Origin of the sequence: Pseudomonas sp. UM16, assembly GCF_050312595.1 — a bacterium.
GTDB lineage: Bacteria > Pseudomonadota > Gammaproteobacteria > Pseudomonadales > Pseudomonadaceae > Aquipseudomonas.
Genome location: NZ_JBNPJT010000009.1, coordinates 25326 through 40828 on the forward strand (window position 1 = coordinate 25326; position 15503 = coordinate 40828).

13 protein-coding genes and 2 pseudogenes are annotated in these 15503 nt (G+C 58.5%); 8 read left to right on the forward strand and 7 right to left on the reverse strand.

All coding sequences use genetic code 11. The features are described 5' to 3' along the window. Window positions 1-137: 137 nt before the first annotated feature. Together ACQRAX_RS12230 and pcaR are read right to left on the reverse strand one after the other, a co-directional pair. Complete coding sequence (locus ACQRAX_RS12230) at window positions 138-1487, reverse strand: MFS transporter (protein ID WP_412039737.1); 1350 nt, start codon at window positions 1485-1487, stop codon at window positions 138-140. 168 nt (window positions 1488-1655) lie between these two features. After that, a complete protein-coding gene (gene pcaR / locus ACQRAX_RS12235) occupies window positions 1656-2531 on the reverse strand; it encodes a pca regulon transcriptional regulator PcaR (RefSeq protein WP_412039738.1) in 876 nt (291 codons plus the stop codon). A gap of 581 nt (window positions 2532-3112) precedes the next feature. On the opposite strand from pcaR, the gene ACQRAX_RS12240 reads away from it, so the two are divergent. Continuing rightward, complete coding sequence (locus tag ACQRAX_RS12240) at window positions 3113-3313, forward strand: hypothetical protein (protein WP_045185495.1); 201 nt, start codon at window positions 3113-3115, stop codon at window positions 3311-3313. A 326-nt stretch (window positions 3314-3639) separates the two neighbouring features. Then, the gene (locus ACQRAX_RS12245; protein WP_412039739.1) at window positions 3640-5112 is read left to right on the forward strand and encodes an inorganic phosphate transporter; all 1473 of its coding nucleotides are present in this window, start codon (window positions 3640-3642) and stop codon (window positions 5110-5112) included. A 64-nt stretch (window positions 5113-5176) separates the two neighbouring features. On the opposite strand, the gene ACQRAX_RS12250 is transcribed toward ACQRAX_RS12245, so the two are convergent. After that, on the reverse strand, window positions 5177-6661 hold the full coding sequence (locus tag ACQRAX_RS12250; protein ID WP_412039740.1) for a helicase HerA-like domain-containing protein: 1485 nt from the start codon (window positions 6659-6661) through the stop codon (window positions 5177-5179). Between the two features lie 312 nt (window positions 6662-6973). Here ACQRAX_RS12250 and ACQRAX_RS12255 point away from each other — a divergent pair. The 5 genes and pseudogenes from ACQRAX_RS12255 to ACQRAX_RS12275 form a co-directional block, all read left to right on the forward strand. After that, a pseudogene (locus ACQRAX_RS12255) lies at window positions 6974-7852 on the forward strand (HAMP domain-containing protein); the annotation flags it as partial. 261 nt (window positions 7853-8113) lie between these two features. After that, a pseudogene (locus tag ACQRAX_RS12260) lies at window positions 8114-8710 on the forward strand (methyl-accepting chemotaxis protein); the annotation flags it as partial. A 193-nt stretch (window positions 8711-8903) separates the two neighbouring features. Then, a complete protein-coding gene (locus ACQRAX_RS12265; RefSeq protein WP_412039741.1) occupies window positions 8904-10025 on the forward strand; it encodes a glycosyltransferase family 4 protein in 1122 nt (373 codons plus the stop codon). Then, a complete protein-coding gene (locus ACQRAX_RS12270; protein ID WP_412039742.1) occupies window positions 10018-10791 on the forward strand; it encodes a DUF2334 domain-containing protein in 774 nt (257 codons plus the stop codon). Before ACQRAX_RS12265 ends, ACQRAX_RS12270 begins: the two co-directional genes overlap by 8 nt. Continuing rightward, window positions 10788-11792 carry a lysylphosphatidylglycerol synthase transmembrane domain-containing protein gene (locus ACQRAX_RS12275; RefSeq protein WP_412039743.1) on the forward strand — a complete coding sequence of 335 codons (1005 nt, stop codon included), beginning with the start codon at window positions 10788-10790 and terminating at the stop codon, window positions 11790-11792. The genes ACQRAX_RS12270 and ACQRAX_RS12275 overlap by 4 nt, the downstream gene beginning before the upstream one ends. Here ACQRAX_RS12275 and ACQRAX_RS12280 read toward each other — a convergent pair. Together ACQRAX_RS12280 and purU are read right to left on the reverse strand one after the other, a co-directional pair. Beyond that, a complete protein-coding gene (locus ACQRAX_RS12280) occupies window positions 11767-11940 on the reverse strand; it encodes a hypothetical protein (protein ID WP_412039744.1) in 174 nt (57 codons plus the stop codon). The genes ACQRAX_RS12275 and ACQRAX_RS12280 overlap by 26 nt on opposite strands. Window positions 11941-11964: 24 nt before the next feature. Continuing rightward, a complete protein-coding gene (gene purU / locus ACQRAX_RS12285) occupies window positions 11965-12816 on the reverse strand; it encodes a formyltetrahydrofolate deformylase (protein WP_412039745.1) in 852 nt (283 codons plus the stop codon). Window positions 12817-13130: 314 nt separating this feature from the next. On the opposite strand from purU, the gene mvaT reads away from it, so the two are divergent. Continuing rightward, the gene (gene mvaT, locus ACQRAX_RS12290; RefSeq protein ID WP_412039746.1) at window positions 13131-13508 is read left to right on the forward strand and encodes a histone-like nucleoid-structuring protein MvaT; all 378 of its coding nucleotides are present in this window, start codon (window positions 13131-13133) and stop codon (window positions 13506-13508) included. Window positions 13509-13579: 71 nt separating this feature from the next. Here the strand turns inward: mvaT and sbcB are convergent, their stop codons facing one another. Then, window positions 13580-15010, reverse strand: a complete 1431-nt coding sequence (gene sbcB, locus ACQRAX_RS12295) for an exodeoxyribonuclease I (protein ID WP_412039747.1) — start codon at window positions 15008-15010, stop codon at window positions 13580-13582. Between the two features lie 61 nt (window positions 15011-15071). Next, the gene (locus ACQRAX_RS12300) at window positions 15072-15431 is read right to left on the reverse strand and encodes a PilZ domain-containing protein (protein ID WP_412039748.1); all 360 of its coding nucleotides are present in this window, start codon (window positions 15429-15431) and stop codon (window positions 15072-15074) included. Between the last annotated feature and the right edge of the window lie 72 nt (window positions 15432-15503).

The following is a 15503-nucleotide window of genomic DNA, read 5'->3' on the forward strand; positions in this document are numbered from 1 at the left end:
CCGGTATGGGTTCAGATTAAGGCGGGGCTGGCAGCGCTACAATCCGATAATCGACTAACTGTTCGATTATCGAACCGATTGTTGTTCTGCTAAGCATCGCGAAGTAAGCCCACGATGCATCCTGTCCAGATGAGCAATCAGGTCGCGTCGGCGTGGCTGACCATGCCTTTGATGACCACTGCCACTGTGGCCAGCCCAGCCGGGATCACCAGAGCGGTAAGTACCTGTTCGAAGTTCCAGCCCAGGCCCAGCAACGTAGCGCCCATCCAGGCACCCAGAATGGCGCCGAAGCGGCCAATGCCAAGCATCCACGACACACCCGTGGCGCGCCCCTGAGTCGGGTAGAAGCGCGCAGCCAGTGATGGCATGGCCGATTGCGCGCCGTTGACGCACATGCCAGCTATCAGTACCAGGGTTGCCAACACGGTGATATTGCCCAGACTCTGCCCTACCGCGTAGGCAAACACCCCGGCCAGCAGGTAGAACACGCCGATCACCTTGTGCGGGTTGTAACGGTCCATCGCCCAACCCACCGCGACAGCACTGAGCACACCACCAAACTGGAACAAGGCACCGATGAAGGCGGCCTGCTCCATGCTCGCGCCACTGTCACGCATCAAGGTCGGCAACCAACTGGTCAGCAAGTAGACAATTACCAGCCCCATGAAATAGGTGAGCCACAACAACAAAGTGCCGACGCTATAAGTGCCGGAGAAGATCACTGCAAAAACGTTGCGGGCTTTGACGGTTTTCTGCTCAGGCACACTGAAGCTTGCTGCCTGTCCGACTATCGCCGGGTCAATGGGGGCCAGCGTTTTGCGGATCTTGTCGGTACCGCGATTGCGTACCACCAGGTAACGAGCCGATTCCGGCAACCACACCAGCAACACCACAGCCAGGATCAGCGGCAATACACCGCCGATCAGCAGCAGGCTGTGCCAGCCGAACGCGGGGATCAGCTTGGCGGAAATAAAACCGCCACCGGCCATGCCCAGGTTGAAGCCACAGAACATGCTGGTGACCAGCAACGACTTGTGCCGCTCAGGGGTGTATTCGGAAAGCAAGGTGGTGGCGTTGGGCATACCGGCGCCCAGGCCCAGGCCCGTCAGAAAGCGCAGCACCAGCAACTGGTCGACATTGGTGCTATAGGCCGAGGCCAGGCTGAAAGCACCAAACAATACTACCGCCCCTACCAACACCAGCTTGCGCCCAAAGCGATCAGCCAAAGGCCCTGAACCCAAGGCACCGAAGACCATACCGATCAACGCTGCGCTCATTACCGGGCCTAGACTGGCGCGATCAATGCCCCAGTCCTGCGACAGCGCCGGCGCAATAAAGCCCATCGCCGCGGTGTCCAGGCCATCAAGGAAAACAATCAGAAAACACAGAATCACCACCCGCCATTGATAGCGCGACAATGGTTGGTTATTGATGAAGGACTGCACATCAAGGCAGTTTCCAACAGCAGCAGCTTGGGGACTGTTCATTATTTTTATCCAGTAGGAGCGCGCGACTGTGCGGGTGCGCGCATGACGACACAGACGATCAGAATCGGTTGGGCAGGCTAACCGGTGCGCTGGACATTAATAAGAGCTCAGAAACGGCGCAATTCGATAAACGCATCTGTGTGCGTTTATCGAACAGGAAAGTGTGGCTCAGACAAACAACTGGGTACTCAGGTCACGACTGGCTGCCAGCATTATTGGCAAAAAGCGTTGTTCAAGCTCGGTACGGCTTACCCGCCCGGCATGGGTACTGACGTTCAGCGCCGCCAGTACCTGGCCGGAAGCATCGTAGACCGGCACGGCAATCGAACGCAGGCCTTGCTCCAGCTCCTGATCAACGACGCACCAGCCCTGTTGGCGAACTTGTTGCAGACATTCAAGCAGCGCTACCGGGTCATGAAGGGTACGGCTGGTTTTGGCTTGCAGGTCAGCATGCTCCAGGTATTCGTGCAGGGTCGCATCGTCCAGCGCGGCCAGCAGGATCCGCCCCATCGAAGTGCAATAGGCAGGCAGTCGGCCGCCGACGGAAAGGTCCACCGAAATCAGCCGCTGTACCGTAGCCGAACGCGCGATATAAAGGATGTCGTCACCTTCGAGGGTGGCCATGTTGCACGCCTCATGCAACTGATCGCTCATGCGGTCCAGGTAGGGCTGGGCCGACACCGCCAGCGGCGTCGAGGACAAATAAGCGTGGCCCAGGGTCAAGACTTTGGGCAACAGCGAATAGGTCCTGCCATCGGTGGTGGCATAGCCAAGCTTGATCAAAGTATGCAGGCAACGTCGCACCGCCGCCCGAGGGATCTCGGTACGGTGGCTGATCTGCGCGATGGTCAGGTGCCGCTTGCGCTCCTGGAATGCCTGAACCACCGCCAGGCCACGGGCCAACGAGGTCATAAAGTCGGGGTCACCGGTGAAGGCTTGAATCCGCCTGGCCGGTGAAGCGACGATGGGCGGCGCCAGCGATGCAAACGAACTGCGCACCTGATCGTTCAGTCCAGGCCCTTTGGGCGATGTTTCTTCTGTCATGGTTCACCTCGACATCACGGTCACTGGGGCGATTATCGAACCAACGACCGATAATCGCAATTGACCGCTACCCTCAATTGCTTATACCTTTCTACCGCCACAATGTGGCTTCTTGGAGAGACTGGTCAGGTACCCACCGTAGAAGTCCCAGGCACGGCCTTGCCCACGAAGCGAGGCCGTTTTTCCCCTCTCTGATGCGTTGACTACTCTTGCCGCCAATCGCTGGTGCAGTTTCTTGGGTACATTACAAAGCCGTAACAAAAGCGTGTCTTTGTTGTCACTATAAAAACAACAGCATTGATACACGGCTGCAACTTGCTTGCTATAATCAAGTTCCGTCCCCACTCCCTGGCAAGCTTTCGTCGGATCCAACCGACACTCGCCAGAACTCGTCGGGAACGGTACTGAAGCAAGTACCCCACGCTTGAACAAGGCGTTATTGGTATTCACCTGCTTATTCACAACCTACTGTTGCTGCGACAGTAACTACGCTCTGGCAGCGTAGCCACGTGAACGTTGCGCTCACTGCGCCACGCTCACGCGTTAACGCCAGAGTTTATTCACAACCAACAGGTAGCACTGTGACGAAAGATGAACTGCGCGCGGAACTTGAGCGCCAGGAACAACGTTACAAGGAAGTTTACGGCGGTGAAGTCACCACCTATGCCGCCCAACCCGACCCGGAGCGCAAGCCCTGGCGCAAACGCGCAAGCGTGCTTGACCAGGCCTTCGCCCAGGAACTGCAAAAGATCGAGAAAGAACTCAAGAGCGATGAACCGTAGCCGCTGTCGACCGGCGATGGCTAGTGGATGACCGGTACTTGAGAAAAAACCGTGGGGCTGATCGTTACAGCCCCCGACGCAGATCGTAATGGAATCTCACAAATTTCATACAAGCGTTTGAATTTTTAATGTAATCCGAGATTTGCTGTAAACCTTTATATTTTCTCGATTTTTACCGATTTTAGTCGACATTTCCTCGGCCATTCACGACACGTCCTGTCTCAGGAAAGCGCGTGAATGAGCAGAACCGATCAGCAGCGGGTGCATCGATTAACAGGGATTTCTGGCATAATCGCGCCCCCTTATGACCGGGTCAGAAAACCTTCATGATCGATTTATTCAGCGGACTTGATGCTTGGGTACTGGTGAGCTTGCTGCTCGCTTTGACCTTCGTACTCGCCTTCGAGTTCATCAATGGCTTTCATGACACCGCTAACGCGGTAGCTACAGTCATTTATACCAAAGCCATGCCCCCACACCTGGCGGTGTTCTTCTCAGGGGTGTTCAACTTCCTTGGCGTTCTGCTCGGTGGTGTCGGGGTGGCCTATGCCATCGTTCACCTGTTGCCGGTAGAAATGCTGATCAATGTGAACACCGGTCATGGATTGGCCATGGTCTTCTCCTTGTTGGCCGCCGCCATCGCCTGGAACCTCGGCACCTGGTACTTCGGTATTCCAGCCTCCAGTTCCCACACCCTGATCGGCTCGATCCTTGGTGTAGGCCTGGCCAACGCACTGATCAGTGATATTCCACTGGGCGACGGGGTCAACTGGCAGAAGGCTATCGACATCGGCATGTCCCTGGTGCTCTCGCCGATGGCCGGTTTTGCCGTAGCTGCGCTGGTGCTGCTGGGACTGAAATGGTGGCGCCCGCTGTCGAAAATGCACAAGACGCCCGAGCAGCGTCGCAAGCTCGACGACAAGAAGCACCCACCGTTCTGGAATCGCTTGGTGCTGGTAATGTCGGCCATGGGTGTGAGCTTTGTACACGGCTCCAACGATGGTCAGAAAGGTATTGGTCTGATCATGCTGGTGCTGATCGGCATCGTTCCGGCACAGTTCGTTCTTGATCTGAACAGCACTACTTATCAGATTGAGCGCACTCGCGACGCAACCTTGCACCTGAGCCAGTTCTACCAGCGCAATGAAGCGACCCTGGGTGAGTTCCTGGCCCTGGGCAAAGCCAAGAGTGGCGATCTGCCGGAGCAGTTCAGCTGCAATCCGCAGCAAACAGAACCGACCATCAATGCCTTGCTCGACTCGCTCAAGGGTGTAACCGAATACCGCTCGCTGACGCCAGAAAAACGCGTCGAAGTGCGTCGTTACCTGCTGTGCCTGGACGACACTGCGAAGAAGGTTGGCAAGCTGCCAGGCCTGCAGGCTCGCGAGAAAGCTGACCTGGACAAACTGCGCAAAGACCTGACTGCGACGACCGAGTACGCACCGTTCTGGGTGATTCTCGCCGTTGCCCTGGCCTTGGGCCTGGGTACCATGGTCGGCTGGAAGCGCGTGGTACTGACCATCGGTGAGAAAATCGGCAAGCAGGGCATGACCTACGCCCAGGGCATGTCGGCTCAGATCACTGCAGCGTGCGCCATCGGCATGGCCAACATCTTCAGCCTGCCGGTATCGACCACCCACGTACTGTCGTCGGGTGTTGCCGGTACCATGGTGGCGAACAAGAGCGGCCTGCAAGGCGGCACGGTCAAGACCATCCTGCTGGCCTGGATCCTGACCCTGCCTGCAACCGTGGCGCTGTCGGCTGGGCTGTTCTGGTTGGCGACCAAGTTCATCGTGTGAACTGCCCCGCAATGAAAAGGCGCCTTCGGGCGCCTTTTTTGTATCAACTTGGGATCTACGCCTATTACCGGCGTTTGCTACCGCCCAGCAGCGAGCCCATCAACCCACGCACCAACTGACGCCCGAACTGATTGGCTGCCTGGCGCATCGCTGACTTGATCGCCTGCCCTGCTGCGCTTTGGAGAAACTCCCCGGCTTGGTCGGCAAAGCTCTCTTCAGCTGCGCCAGGCGCTTGCTCGGGTGTGGCCTGCGGGGCGCCGCCCTTACGCTCAGTCAACATTTCATAAGCCGACTCGCGGTCCACCGGCTTGTCATAGCGCCCGACCAACGGTGAGCCGGCAATCAACGCCGCACGTTCAGCCTCGCTCAAGGGCCCAATACGCGACTGCGGCGGCGCGATCAACACGCGCTGGACCATGCCCGGGGTGCCCTTCTCTTGCAGGGTGCCGACCAACGCCTCGCCAATACCCAGCTCAGTCAGCACACTCAAGGTGTCAAAGTCAGGGTTGGGGCGGAAACCCTCAGCCACCGCCTTCAACGACTTCTGTTCCTTGGCAGTGAACGCACGCAGGCCATGCTGGATGCGCAAGCCCAACTGCGCCAGGACATCATCAGGCAGATCGCTCGGCGATTGGGTCACGAAGTACACCCCGACGCCTTTGGAACGAATCAGCCTTACCACTTGTTCCAGGCGATCCTGCAAGGCCTTGGGCGTGCCATTGAACAGCAGATGCGCCTCATCAAAAAACAGTGCCAGCAATGGTTTGTCGGCATCGCCACGCTCGGGCAATTGCTCGAACAGCTCTGCCAGCAACCACAGCAAGAAGGTCGCATAGACCTTGGGCGCCTCATGCACCAGGCGGCTGGCGTCGAGCAGATGGATGCGCCCGCGACCATCAGGATCAGGACGCAGCAAGTCCTCCAGTTGCAACGCCGGCTCACCGAACAATGCCTCGGCGCCCTGCTGCTCCAGGGTTGCCAGGCGCCGCAACAGGGCCTGGCTGGAACCGGTGGTCATCAGCGCACTGTCATCGCCGAGCAACTGCGGGTTGTCCTTGAGGTGTGCCAGCAGCGCCTTGAGGTCCTTGATATCGAGCAGCAACAAGCCTTCGCGATCAGCCACCTTGAACGCGGCATACAGTGCCGCTTGCTGGCTATCCGTCAGCTCCAGCAGGTTACCCAGCAACAACGGCCCCATTTCGCTGAGCGTGGTGCGCAACGGATGGCCGGATTGCCCGTGAATATCCCAGAGACTGACCGGGTACGCCTGCGGCCGATGTTCGAGCCAAGGCATGCCGGCGATGCGCTCGGCGACTTTACCCTGAGGGTTGCCAACCGCGCCCAGGCCGCACAGGTCGCCTTTGACGTCAGCGGCAAATACTGCCACTCCGGCATCACTGAAGGCTTCGGCCATGTGCTGCAAAGTCACGGTCTTGCCGGTACCGGTGGCACCGGCAACCAGGCCGTGACGGTTAGCCAGGCGCATCGCCTGGGCGACCGGTTGAGCGGCCAAATCAGCCCCGAGAATGAACTGCGAAGAGTCAGGCATGTTTTTACACCCTCTATTTAAGCTTTGGCTCGAATCGGCCGATATCTCATTAGCGATAGACCACCAGAAAGACAGGATATGCCCGACAAGGAAGGGGACCTGCACTGCTTTCAAACTGTTCTTTGTGCGAACGACCCGGATAATAAAACCTTAGCGGACCGACACGTTATGAACAAAAGCCTCCGATTCAGCCACAAGATCCTTCTGGCCGCTTCTCTGATCGTCATGATCGCGTTCACACTCTTTACTTTGTACAACGATTTCCTGCAGCGTAATGCGATTCGTGAGGATCTGGAAAGTTATCTCGCCGAAATGGGCGATACCACCTCGACCAATATCAAAAACCTGTTTGATGGTCGCATTCTGCTGGTGCAGAACGTGGCACAGAATATTGCCGCGTTTCCCCAGGCCGAAAACATCGGCACCCTGTTGGGCCAACAAGCGTTGGTCTCGAGTTTTCTGACTATTTACCTGGGTGACGTCAACGGTGGTTTCACCATCCGCCCGCAAACCAAGATGCCGGATGGCTATGACCCGCGTGCTCGGCCTTGGTACAAAGACGGTATGGCCGCCAATGGCCCGATCCTGACCGAACCCTATATTGACGTCAGCACCGGCAAAATGGTGATTTCGGTCGTTGCCACAGCAGCGCGCAATATCGGCGTGGTCGGCGGCGATCTGGCCCTGGACGGTCTGACCGAAATCATCAACTCGCTGAACTTCGGCGGCATGGGCTACGCCTTTCTGGTCAACGATCAAGGCAAGATCCTCGTCCACCCGGACAAGAACCTGGTGATGAAGTCGCTGTCGGACGTGTTCGCGCAGAACACCCCTCGCTTGACCAAGGAACTTAGCGAAGTACAACTCAACGGCGAAACCCGCCTGCTGACCTTCGCCCCGGTCAAAGGCCTGCCGTCGGCCAACTGGTACATCGGCCTGTCGGTCGACAAGGACAAAGCCTACGCAATGCTGAGTGAGTTCCGCACCTCGGCGGTGATTGCCACTCTGGTTGCCGTGGCCATCATCATCAGCCTACTCGGCCTGCTGATTCGCGTGCTGCTGCAGCCGTTGCACACCATGACTCGGGCCATGGAAGACATCGCCGAAGGTGAAGGCGACCTGACCAAACGCCTGGTCCTGCACAGTCAAGACGAGTTTGGCATCCTGGGGACTGCCTTCAACCGTTTCGTCGAACGTATTCACACCTCGATCCGCGAAGTGTCGTCGGCCACCGAACAGGTCAACGAAGTGGCCCTGCGCGTGGTCAGTGCCTCCAACTCGTCGATGGTCAACTCCGACGAGCAGTCCAACCGTACCAACAGCGTTGCCGCCGCGATCAACCAGCTCGGCGCCGCCGCCCAGGAAATTGCCCATAACGCTGCCCAGGCTTCGCAGCAGGCAAGCTCGGCCCGTCACTTGGCCGAAGAAGGCCAGCAAGTGGTCGATCGCAATATTGCCGCGATGAACCGCCTGTCGGACCTGATCTGCACCTCCAGCTCGCACATCGAGACGCTCAACAGCAAGACCGTGAACATTGGTCAAATTCTCGAAGTGATCACCAGCATTTCGCAACAGACCAACCTGCTGGCCCTCAATGCGGCAATCGAAGCGGCGCGGGCTGGTGAAGCCGGTCGCGGTTTCGCCGTGGTTGCCGATGAAGTGCGCAACCTCGCGCACCGCACCCAGGAATCGGCGCAGCAGGTGCAAAAGATGATCGAGGAGCTGCAGGTGGGTGCCCGCGAGTCGGTCGACACCATGGGCCAAAGCCAGCGCCACAGCCAGGACAGTGTCGAGATTGCCAACCAGGCCGGCGAGCGCCTGGGCAGCGTGACCCTGCGCATCGGTGAGATCGACGGCATGAACCAGTCGGTGGCCACCGCCACCGAAGAACAGACTGCCGTGGTCGAGGCGATCAACATGGACATCAACGAGATCAACATGCTCAACCAGGAAGGGGTCGAGAACCTGCAATCGACCTTGCGCGCCTGCACCGACCTGGGACAGCAAGCCAGCCGCCTGAAACAACTGGTCGGCAGCTTCCGTATCTGAGTGGGAGCTACAAGCTGCAAGTTTCAAGCTGCAAGAAGAAGCAAAGCCGTGCGCGGACCGCCTTTCTTGCAGCTTGCAGCTAGCCACTGCCGACTCCAATCGAACAAACTATCCTTCATAGAGGTCAACCTTAGGGCGCGTCTTCTGCGGTACAAACCGACAGACGACATACTCTGAAGACGATCTCGGAGGGATGCTGATCGTGCACATCGCTGACATCACCATGTTCTACGCCCCTGCCAGCGGCGGCGTGCGTACCTATCTTGATGCCAAACACCGCCGCTTGGGGCGCACCCCCGGTGTCCGCCACAGTCTGTTGATCCCAGGGGCCAGCCCCCAACATGCCAACGGCATTTACCAGGTTCCGGCCCCGGCCCTGCCGTTCGGCAATGGCTATCGCTTCCCTCTGCGTCTGGCCCCGTGGCGCAATGTATTGCAAGACTTGCAACCGGATTTGATCGAAGTTGGCGACCCGTATCTGACTGCCTGGGCAGCCCTGGATGCCCGACGTCAGCTTGATGTACCGGTTATCGGCTTCTATCACTCCGATTTGCCGCTATTGGTCAGCAACCGCATGGGCAACTGGTTCACCCCCAATGTCGAGGCCTATGTCAGCAAGCTGTATGGCAACTTCGACCGGGTCCTGGCCCCAAGCTTGGTAATGGCCCACAAACTGCGCGGCCTGGGTATCGACAATGTGCATGTGCAGCGCCTTGGCGTTGACCTTGAGACCTTTCACCCGCACCACCGCGACGCAGATCTGCGCCGGCAGTTGCACATCGCTGACAGCACCCACTTGTTGGTATTTGCTGGCCGCGGCTCGCGCGAGAAAAACCTGCCGGTACTGCTCGATTGCATGCAGCGCCTGGGCAAGCACTATCACCTGTTGCTGGTGGGCTCGCACATGCCTTCCAACGTGCCGGCCAATGTCAGTGTCATTAATCACTTCTGCCCAGCCCAGGAAGTCGCCCGCCTGCTGGCCAGCGCCGACGCTCTGGTGCATGCCGGTGATCAGGAAACGTTCGGTCTGATCATCCTTGAAGCCATGGCCAGTGGCATCCCGGTGATTGCCGTAGCGGCTGGGGCATTCGAGGAGCTCGTCAGCAACCGTTTCGGCCGTCTGTGCCAAGCCAATGATGGTCAGGCCATGGCGCGCGCGGTGCGTGAAGTCTTTGAGCAAGGCGCCGCACAACTGGGTCAGGAGGCACGCCGCCAGGCGGAGCAGCACTATGCCTGGGACAGCGTGGTCAGCGGATTGCTGGCCCACTACCGCGCCGTCCTCGGCCATGAACTGCCGGTGCGCGTCCATGCCTGATCCAGCCACTGCACCATCGGCCGGGTACGATCTGTTGCTGGTGCTGCATGACGTCGCCCCGCATACCTGGCCGGACTACCAACCTTTCGTTGAAGCAGTCGATGCCCTCGGCGACGTTCCCATGACCTGGCTAGTGGTGCCGAACTTCCACAAACGCGATGCACTGACCCTCGCCCCCGGCTTTCGGCGCATGCTTGGGCGGCGTTTACAGCGCGGCGACGAGCTGGCTCTGCATGGCTACTACCATGCCGATGACAGCCCACCGCCATGCTCAGTGCGGGATTACCTGATGCGGCGTATCTACACCCACGAAGGCGAGTTTTACAGCCTCGATCAAGACAGTGCCCTGCAGCGCCTGCACGCAGGGATGACAATGTTCCAGCGCTTTGACTGGCCGCTGGCCGGCTTCGTCGCCCCGGCCTGGCTGATGAGCGAAGGCACCCGCCAAGCGTTGCGCCGTTTGCCGCTGAAATACACCAGCGATCCGCGGTACCTCTACCAACTGCCGCAATTCACTCCGATCGCGGCCCCGGGATTGGTCTGGAGCGCCCGCAGCGCCTGGCGCCGGGGCTTGTCATGGCTGGCCTGCGAGCTGCAGGCCGTGCGCCTGGCCGAGGCGCCGGTCATTCGCCTGGGGCTGCACCCGATGGACATGCGTCATGGTTATTCCCGGCGCTACTGGATGAACACTTTGCAGCAGTTACTGGCTCAAGGTCGCACGCCGATGACCAAGTCCACCTGGCTCCGCGCCAGGCACACCGCGTGAACCGCCTACTGTGGCTAGGCCTGGCGCTGATCCTGGCGCTGCTGGTGCCTGTCGTGCTCGGCGGCAGCGATTTGCTGACACGTTTGCGCGCCTTTGACCCTGGCTTGATGTTTGCTCTACTCGGCATGATTCTGCTGTGCTGGATCATTAATGCCATCCGCCTGCGCTTGCTACTGGGCAACCAGGGCAACCACCTGGGGCGGATGCGCAGCCTGGGGGTGATCATTGCGACCGAGTTCGCCATCTGCACCACCCCGGCCGGTAGTGGTGGCCCGCTGACGCTGATGGCCTTGCTGGCCCGCGACCGCATCGGACCGGCACGCAGTGGTGCAGTGTTCGCCGCCGACCAGATCAACGACTTGCTGTTCTTTTTCTGCGCCCTGCTGGGCATCGCCGGTTACACCCTGTTCCATACCCTCAACCGCAGCCTGGAAGGCATGTTGCTAGCCAGTGCCCTGTTGATGATCGGGGCGCTGGCCGGCGTCGTGGCCCTGACGGCCTATCGGCGGGCACTACTGCGCCTGAGTGGTCGCCTGTTGCGTACACTGAAGATGTCTGCCCGCCGGCGCCGACGCTGGACACGTAAAGTGCTACATTTCTTTCGCGCGCTCGCTGAAACCTGGCGCTTGCCCAAGCGCACGTTGACCTTGGTGTTCGCCCTGACCTGTGTGCATTGGAGTTTGCGGTACAGCGTGTTGTACCTCGCCCTGCTCGGGCTAGGCGTGAACCTGCAATGGATACTCAGCTTTCTGGTGCAGATGCTGTCATTGAGCGCTGGACAGTTCAGCCTGTTGCCGGGCGGCGCCGGTGCTGCCGAGCTGACCTCGGCTACCCTGCTGACGCCGATGGTGGGGAAATCCACAGCGGCAGCGGCCATTGTGATCTGGCGAGCGGTGACCTATTACTTCTACCTGATTGTCGGTGGCCCGGTGTTTCTCTGCCTGCTCGGCCGACCGCTGCTGGAGCGCCTACGCCTCAGCTTGGCGCGGGATCGTCGCTAGTCGGCTGCAACTGCTCCCAGAGCTCGGCGGCACCGGGGAAATCGGTGCCATCCTCGCTGTCCAGGGCATCCGGGTCGAATCGGCTCAGGCAGCCCTCGCCGAGGGTTGGCGGGGCTTTGGAGGTTGCCTTGTCGAGGGGATCGGCCATGCTGCAACCTCCGTATCCTCGCGGTTAGTTGAACACCACGGTCTTGTTGCCATGCACCAGCACCCTATCTTCCAGGTGATAGCGCAAGCCGCGTGCCAGTACCATTTTCTCAACATCACGACCGAAACGGACCATGTCGTCGATGCTGTCGCTATGGCTGACCCGCACCACGTCCTGCTCGATGATCGGGCCGGCATCCAGCTCTTCGGTCACATAGTGGCAGGTCGCACCGATCAGCTTCACCCCACGCAACGACGCCTGGTGGTACGGTTTGGCACCAACGAACGACGGCAGGAAGCTGTGGTGAATGTTGATCACCTGTTGGGCATATTCCTGGCACAGTTGTGGCGGCAGGATTTGCATGTAACGCGCCAGTACCACGACATCGGCACCATGTTCCTTGACCAGGCGCGAGACTTCGGCAAACGCCGGTTGTTTGTCCTGCGGGTCGACCGGTACATGGAAGAACGGGATGCCATGCCACTCGACCATGCTACGCAGATCGTTATGGTTGGAGATCACGCAAGGAATGTCGCAATCGAGTTCTTTGGCATGCCAACGGTGCAACAAGTCAGCCAGGCAGTGCGACTCACGGCTGGCCATCAGCACCACGCGCTTCTTCTGGTCGGTGTCGGTGATCCGCCAGACCATGGAAAACTCTTCGGCAATCGGTGCAAACGCTTCGCGGAATGCCTCGATGCCGAACGGCAAGGTTTGCGCGCGAATTTCGTGACGCATGAAGAACCAACCGCTTTGCTCATCGGAATGATGGCTCGCTTCGTTGATCCAGCCGTTATAGGACGCCAGGAAATTACTGACTTTGGCGACGATGCCAACGCGGTCGGGGCAAGCAATCACCAGCCGGTAGGTGCGCATGAAAGGGACTCCAGATACTTCGCAAAGGCGCACATTCTAACCAGTGCCCGGAAAAACTGCAGTAGGCAATGCGCGCGTCCTGCCGCCTGCGCCTCGGGTGCCTGAGCGCAGGCGCAAAACGGCGGTAGCTAAGGCGTAGCGCTGAGTTAACTGTTGTCGACCAGTCTTAGTTTGTAAATTTTTTTTAATACAATTTATCGGAGCGATTTAAGCATTTAGCTGTTTATTGCCAAGTTTAATGTTTACTTGGCAGTAAGCACTGACTATTATTGCCCCACTGTCTACCTGATTTCCCTATTTCCAAGGATCACCCAATGTCCCTGATCAACGAATATCGCGCTACCGAAGAAGCCATCAAAGAACTGCAGGCCCGTCTGGCCAACCTGTCGAATGACGACAAGCTGAAGAAAGAGCTGGAGTTCGAAGGCAAACTGCGCAACCTGATGGGCGAATATCAGAAGTCGCTGCGCGATATCATTGCCCTGCTCGACCCAGATGCAAAATCGAGCAAAGCTCCGCGTGGTGCAGTTAAAACCACTGGCACCAAGCGCGCGCGCAAGGTCAAGCAGTACAAAAACCCGCACAACGGTGAAGTCATCGAAACCAAAGGCGGCAACCACAAAACCCTGAAAGAGTGGAAAGCCAAGTGGGGTGGCGATGTGGTTGAAAGCTGGGCAACCCTGCTGGGTTAATCAGCCGTCACTGCAACCTCGATTGCATTGATAAAAAACGCCAGCTTGCTGGCGTTTTTTTTGACCGTTGCTTACAGCCCCAATTGCAACTTCAACGCTTGGACGTGCGCTTGCCAATGGCCGAGCAATTCTCGCTGAGTTGCATCAGCCTGACCCCAGCACCCTTGCAGGACCTGCTCGAAATCCCCAAGCGTGTTAGGTGCACCCATCCGTGGGTCACTCAAACGCTGCTGACAGAACAGCCGCCAGCGCTGCAGTTCCTCGTCGTTCAAGGTGTCGATGAAATTGCGTGCACGATAACGGAACAACAACTCAGGCAAGCGCGGGTCATCGAACATCCAATGACCCTGGCCTAATTGGTGCGGTTCGACATTGCGTACTTGCTCACACAAGCGTCTATCGCGATCACCGATAAAGCCGTCATACAACTGCTGTTCGGGATCTTCGCATGGGGCAAACTCTTCCTCTGCGTAAAGCATTTGTAACTTATCTTGCCAGCTGTCCTGAGCCGCAATCAGCTGTGCCACCCGCGTTTCAAACAAGGACATATCCAGCCCCAAGCGCTGCTGATCTTGCCCACGTAATACATTGAGTGGGGCCACCACTGGACAGCGATTGATATGCACCAACTTCAAGGGCACGGGTAAGTGTCCTTCGGGCATTTCTTCGCGGCGCATGTATAAGCGCTGACGTAACGCGTCGCCCTCTTCCTGTAACAAAGGAAGTGGATCCATACCCAAGTCACAGACAATCAAGGCATTACGATTACGCGGATGCCACGCCAGTGGCAGGACCACCCCTAAATAACTGCGCGCCGCAGAGAAGCGTCCGGAAATATGCACCAGCGGTTGTAGCAGGCGAATTTGATCGAGCACTTTCTGTTTACTGCGCAATTGAAACAACCAGTCATACAGCTTCGGTTGGTGCTCGCGGATCAATCGCGCAAGGGCAATGGTCGCTCGCACATCACTGAGGGCTTCATGGGCTTGACCGTGATCGATGCCGTTGGCTGCTGTCAGCAATTCCAGGCGCAAGCTTACGCGCCCCTCCTGTTCGGGCCAGACAATGCCATCCGGGCGCAGGGCGTAGGCTGCACGCACTACATCAATCAGGTCCCAGCGGCTGTTGCCGCCTTGCCATTCGCGGGCATAGGGGTCGAAGAAGTTGCGGTACAAACTGTAGCGGGTAACTTCATCATCAAAGCGCAGGCTGTTGTAGCCCGCGCCACAGGTGCCCGGACGAGCCAGCTCGGCGTGCACTCGGGTCATGAACTCGGCTTCGCGCAAGCCCTGACTGGCCAATTGTGCCGGGGTAATACCGGTTACCAGGCAAGCGGCCGGATGCGGCAGAATGTCATCGCTGGGTTGGCAGTAAAAGTTAATTGGCGCTTCAATCTCATTGAGGTCGAGGTCGGTGCGCACACCGGCCACCTGCAGAGGCCGGTCATTGCGCGGATTGATACCGGTGGTTTCGTAGTCGTGCCAGAAAATGCTGGTGCTCACGGTGTCGTCCTGAACATAAGGTCGAGCAGAGTCTAGGGCTACTCGCCCGCGACGGCCAGCCTCAGGCCGAGGCGCCCAAAGGATAGAAACTGAAATAGTTGCGCAAGGCCCGCACCAGTTGTGCATATTCATAAGGTGCCTGCAGCAGCATGAAGCCGGCGTCGTAGTGACCCGGCGTCTCATCTTCATGGCACCACAGGCAACTGGCCGTGAGGTTGATCAGGTGCAGGTTGCCGCCGCAGCCCAGCACTTTCAATTGCAACTCAAAATCCGGGCCGACCAGCATCGGCAGCTGGCTAATCAGCATTAGGCCGTCTTCAGACACGTTACCCAAGTAGCCGATGGGCTGATCAGTAAAACGGTTGAAGACTTTAAGAAAGTAAGGGAGCTGATGACGCTCGATGCGGCGTTCGTCATGCATGGTCGAAATCGCTGTCGAAGACCCTTGAGCAGGGCCGCGCTAGTGCTGCTGAATCTACTCGAACTCAACCAT

What these genes read in the sequence shown, in the direction of transcription:
- ACQRAX_RS12230 (WP_412039737.1), bottom strand. Translation starts at nt 1,487, where the DNA reads ATGAACAGTCCCCAAGCTGCTGCTGTTGGAAACTGCCTTGATGTGCAG.
- pcaR (WP_412039738.1), bottom strand. Translation starts at nt 2,531, where the DNA reads ATGACAGAAGAAACATCGCCCAAAGGGCCTGGACTGAACGATCAGGTG.
- ACQRAX_RS12245 (WP_412039739.1), top strand. Translation starts at nt 3,640, where the DNA reads ATGATCGATTTATTCAGCGGACTTGATGCTTGGGTACTGGTGAGCTTG.
- ACQRAX_RS12250 (WP_412039740.1), bottom strand. Translation starts at nt 6,661, where the DNA reads ATGCCTGACTCTTCGCAGTTCATTCTCGGGGCTGATTTGGCCGCTCAA.
- ACQRAX_RS12265 (WP_412039741.1), top strand. Translation starts at nt 8,904, where the DNA reads ATGCTGATCGTGCACATCGCTGACATCACCATGTTCTACGCCCCTGCC.
- ACQRAX_RS12270 (WP_412039742.1), top strand. Translation starts at nt 10,018, where the DNA reads ATGCCTGATCCAGCCACTGCACCATCGGCCGGGTACGATCTGTTGCTG.
- ACQRAX_RS12280 (WP_412039744.1), bottom strand. Translation starts at nt 11,940, where the DNA reads ATGGCCGATCCCCTCGACAAGGCAACCTCCAAAGCCCCGCCAACCCTC.
- purU (WP_412039745.1), bottom strand. Translation starts at nt 12,816, where the DNA reads ATGCGCACCTACCGGCTGGTGATTGCTTGCCCCGACCGCGTTGGCATC.
- mvaT (WP_412039746.1), top strand. Translation starts at nt 13,131, where the DNA reads ATGTCCCTGATCAACGAATATCGCGCTACCGAAGAAGCCATCAAAGAA.
- ACQRAX_RS12300 (WP_412039748.1), bottom strand. Translation starts at nt 15,431, where the DNA reads ATGCATGACGAACGCCGCATCGAGCGTCATCAGCTCCCTTACTTTCTT.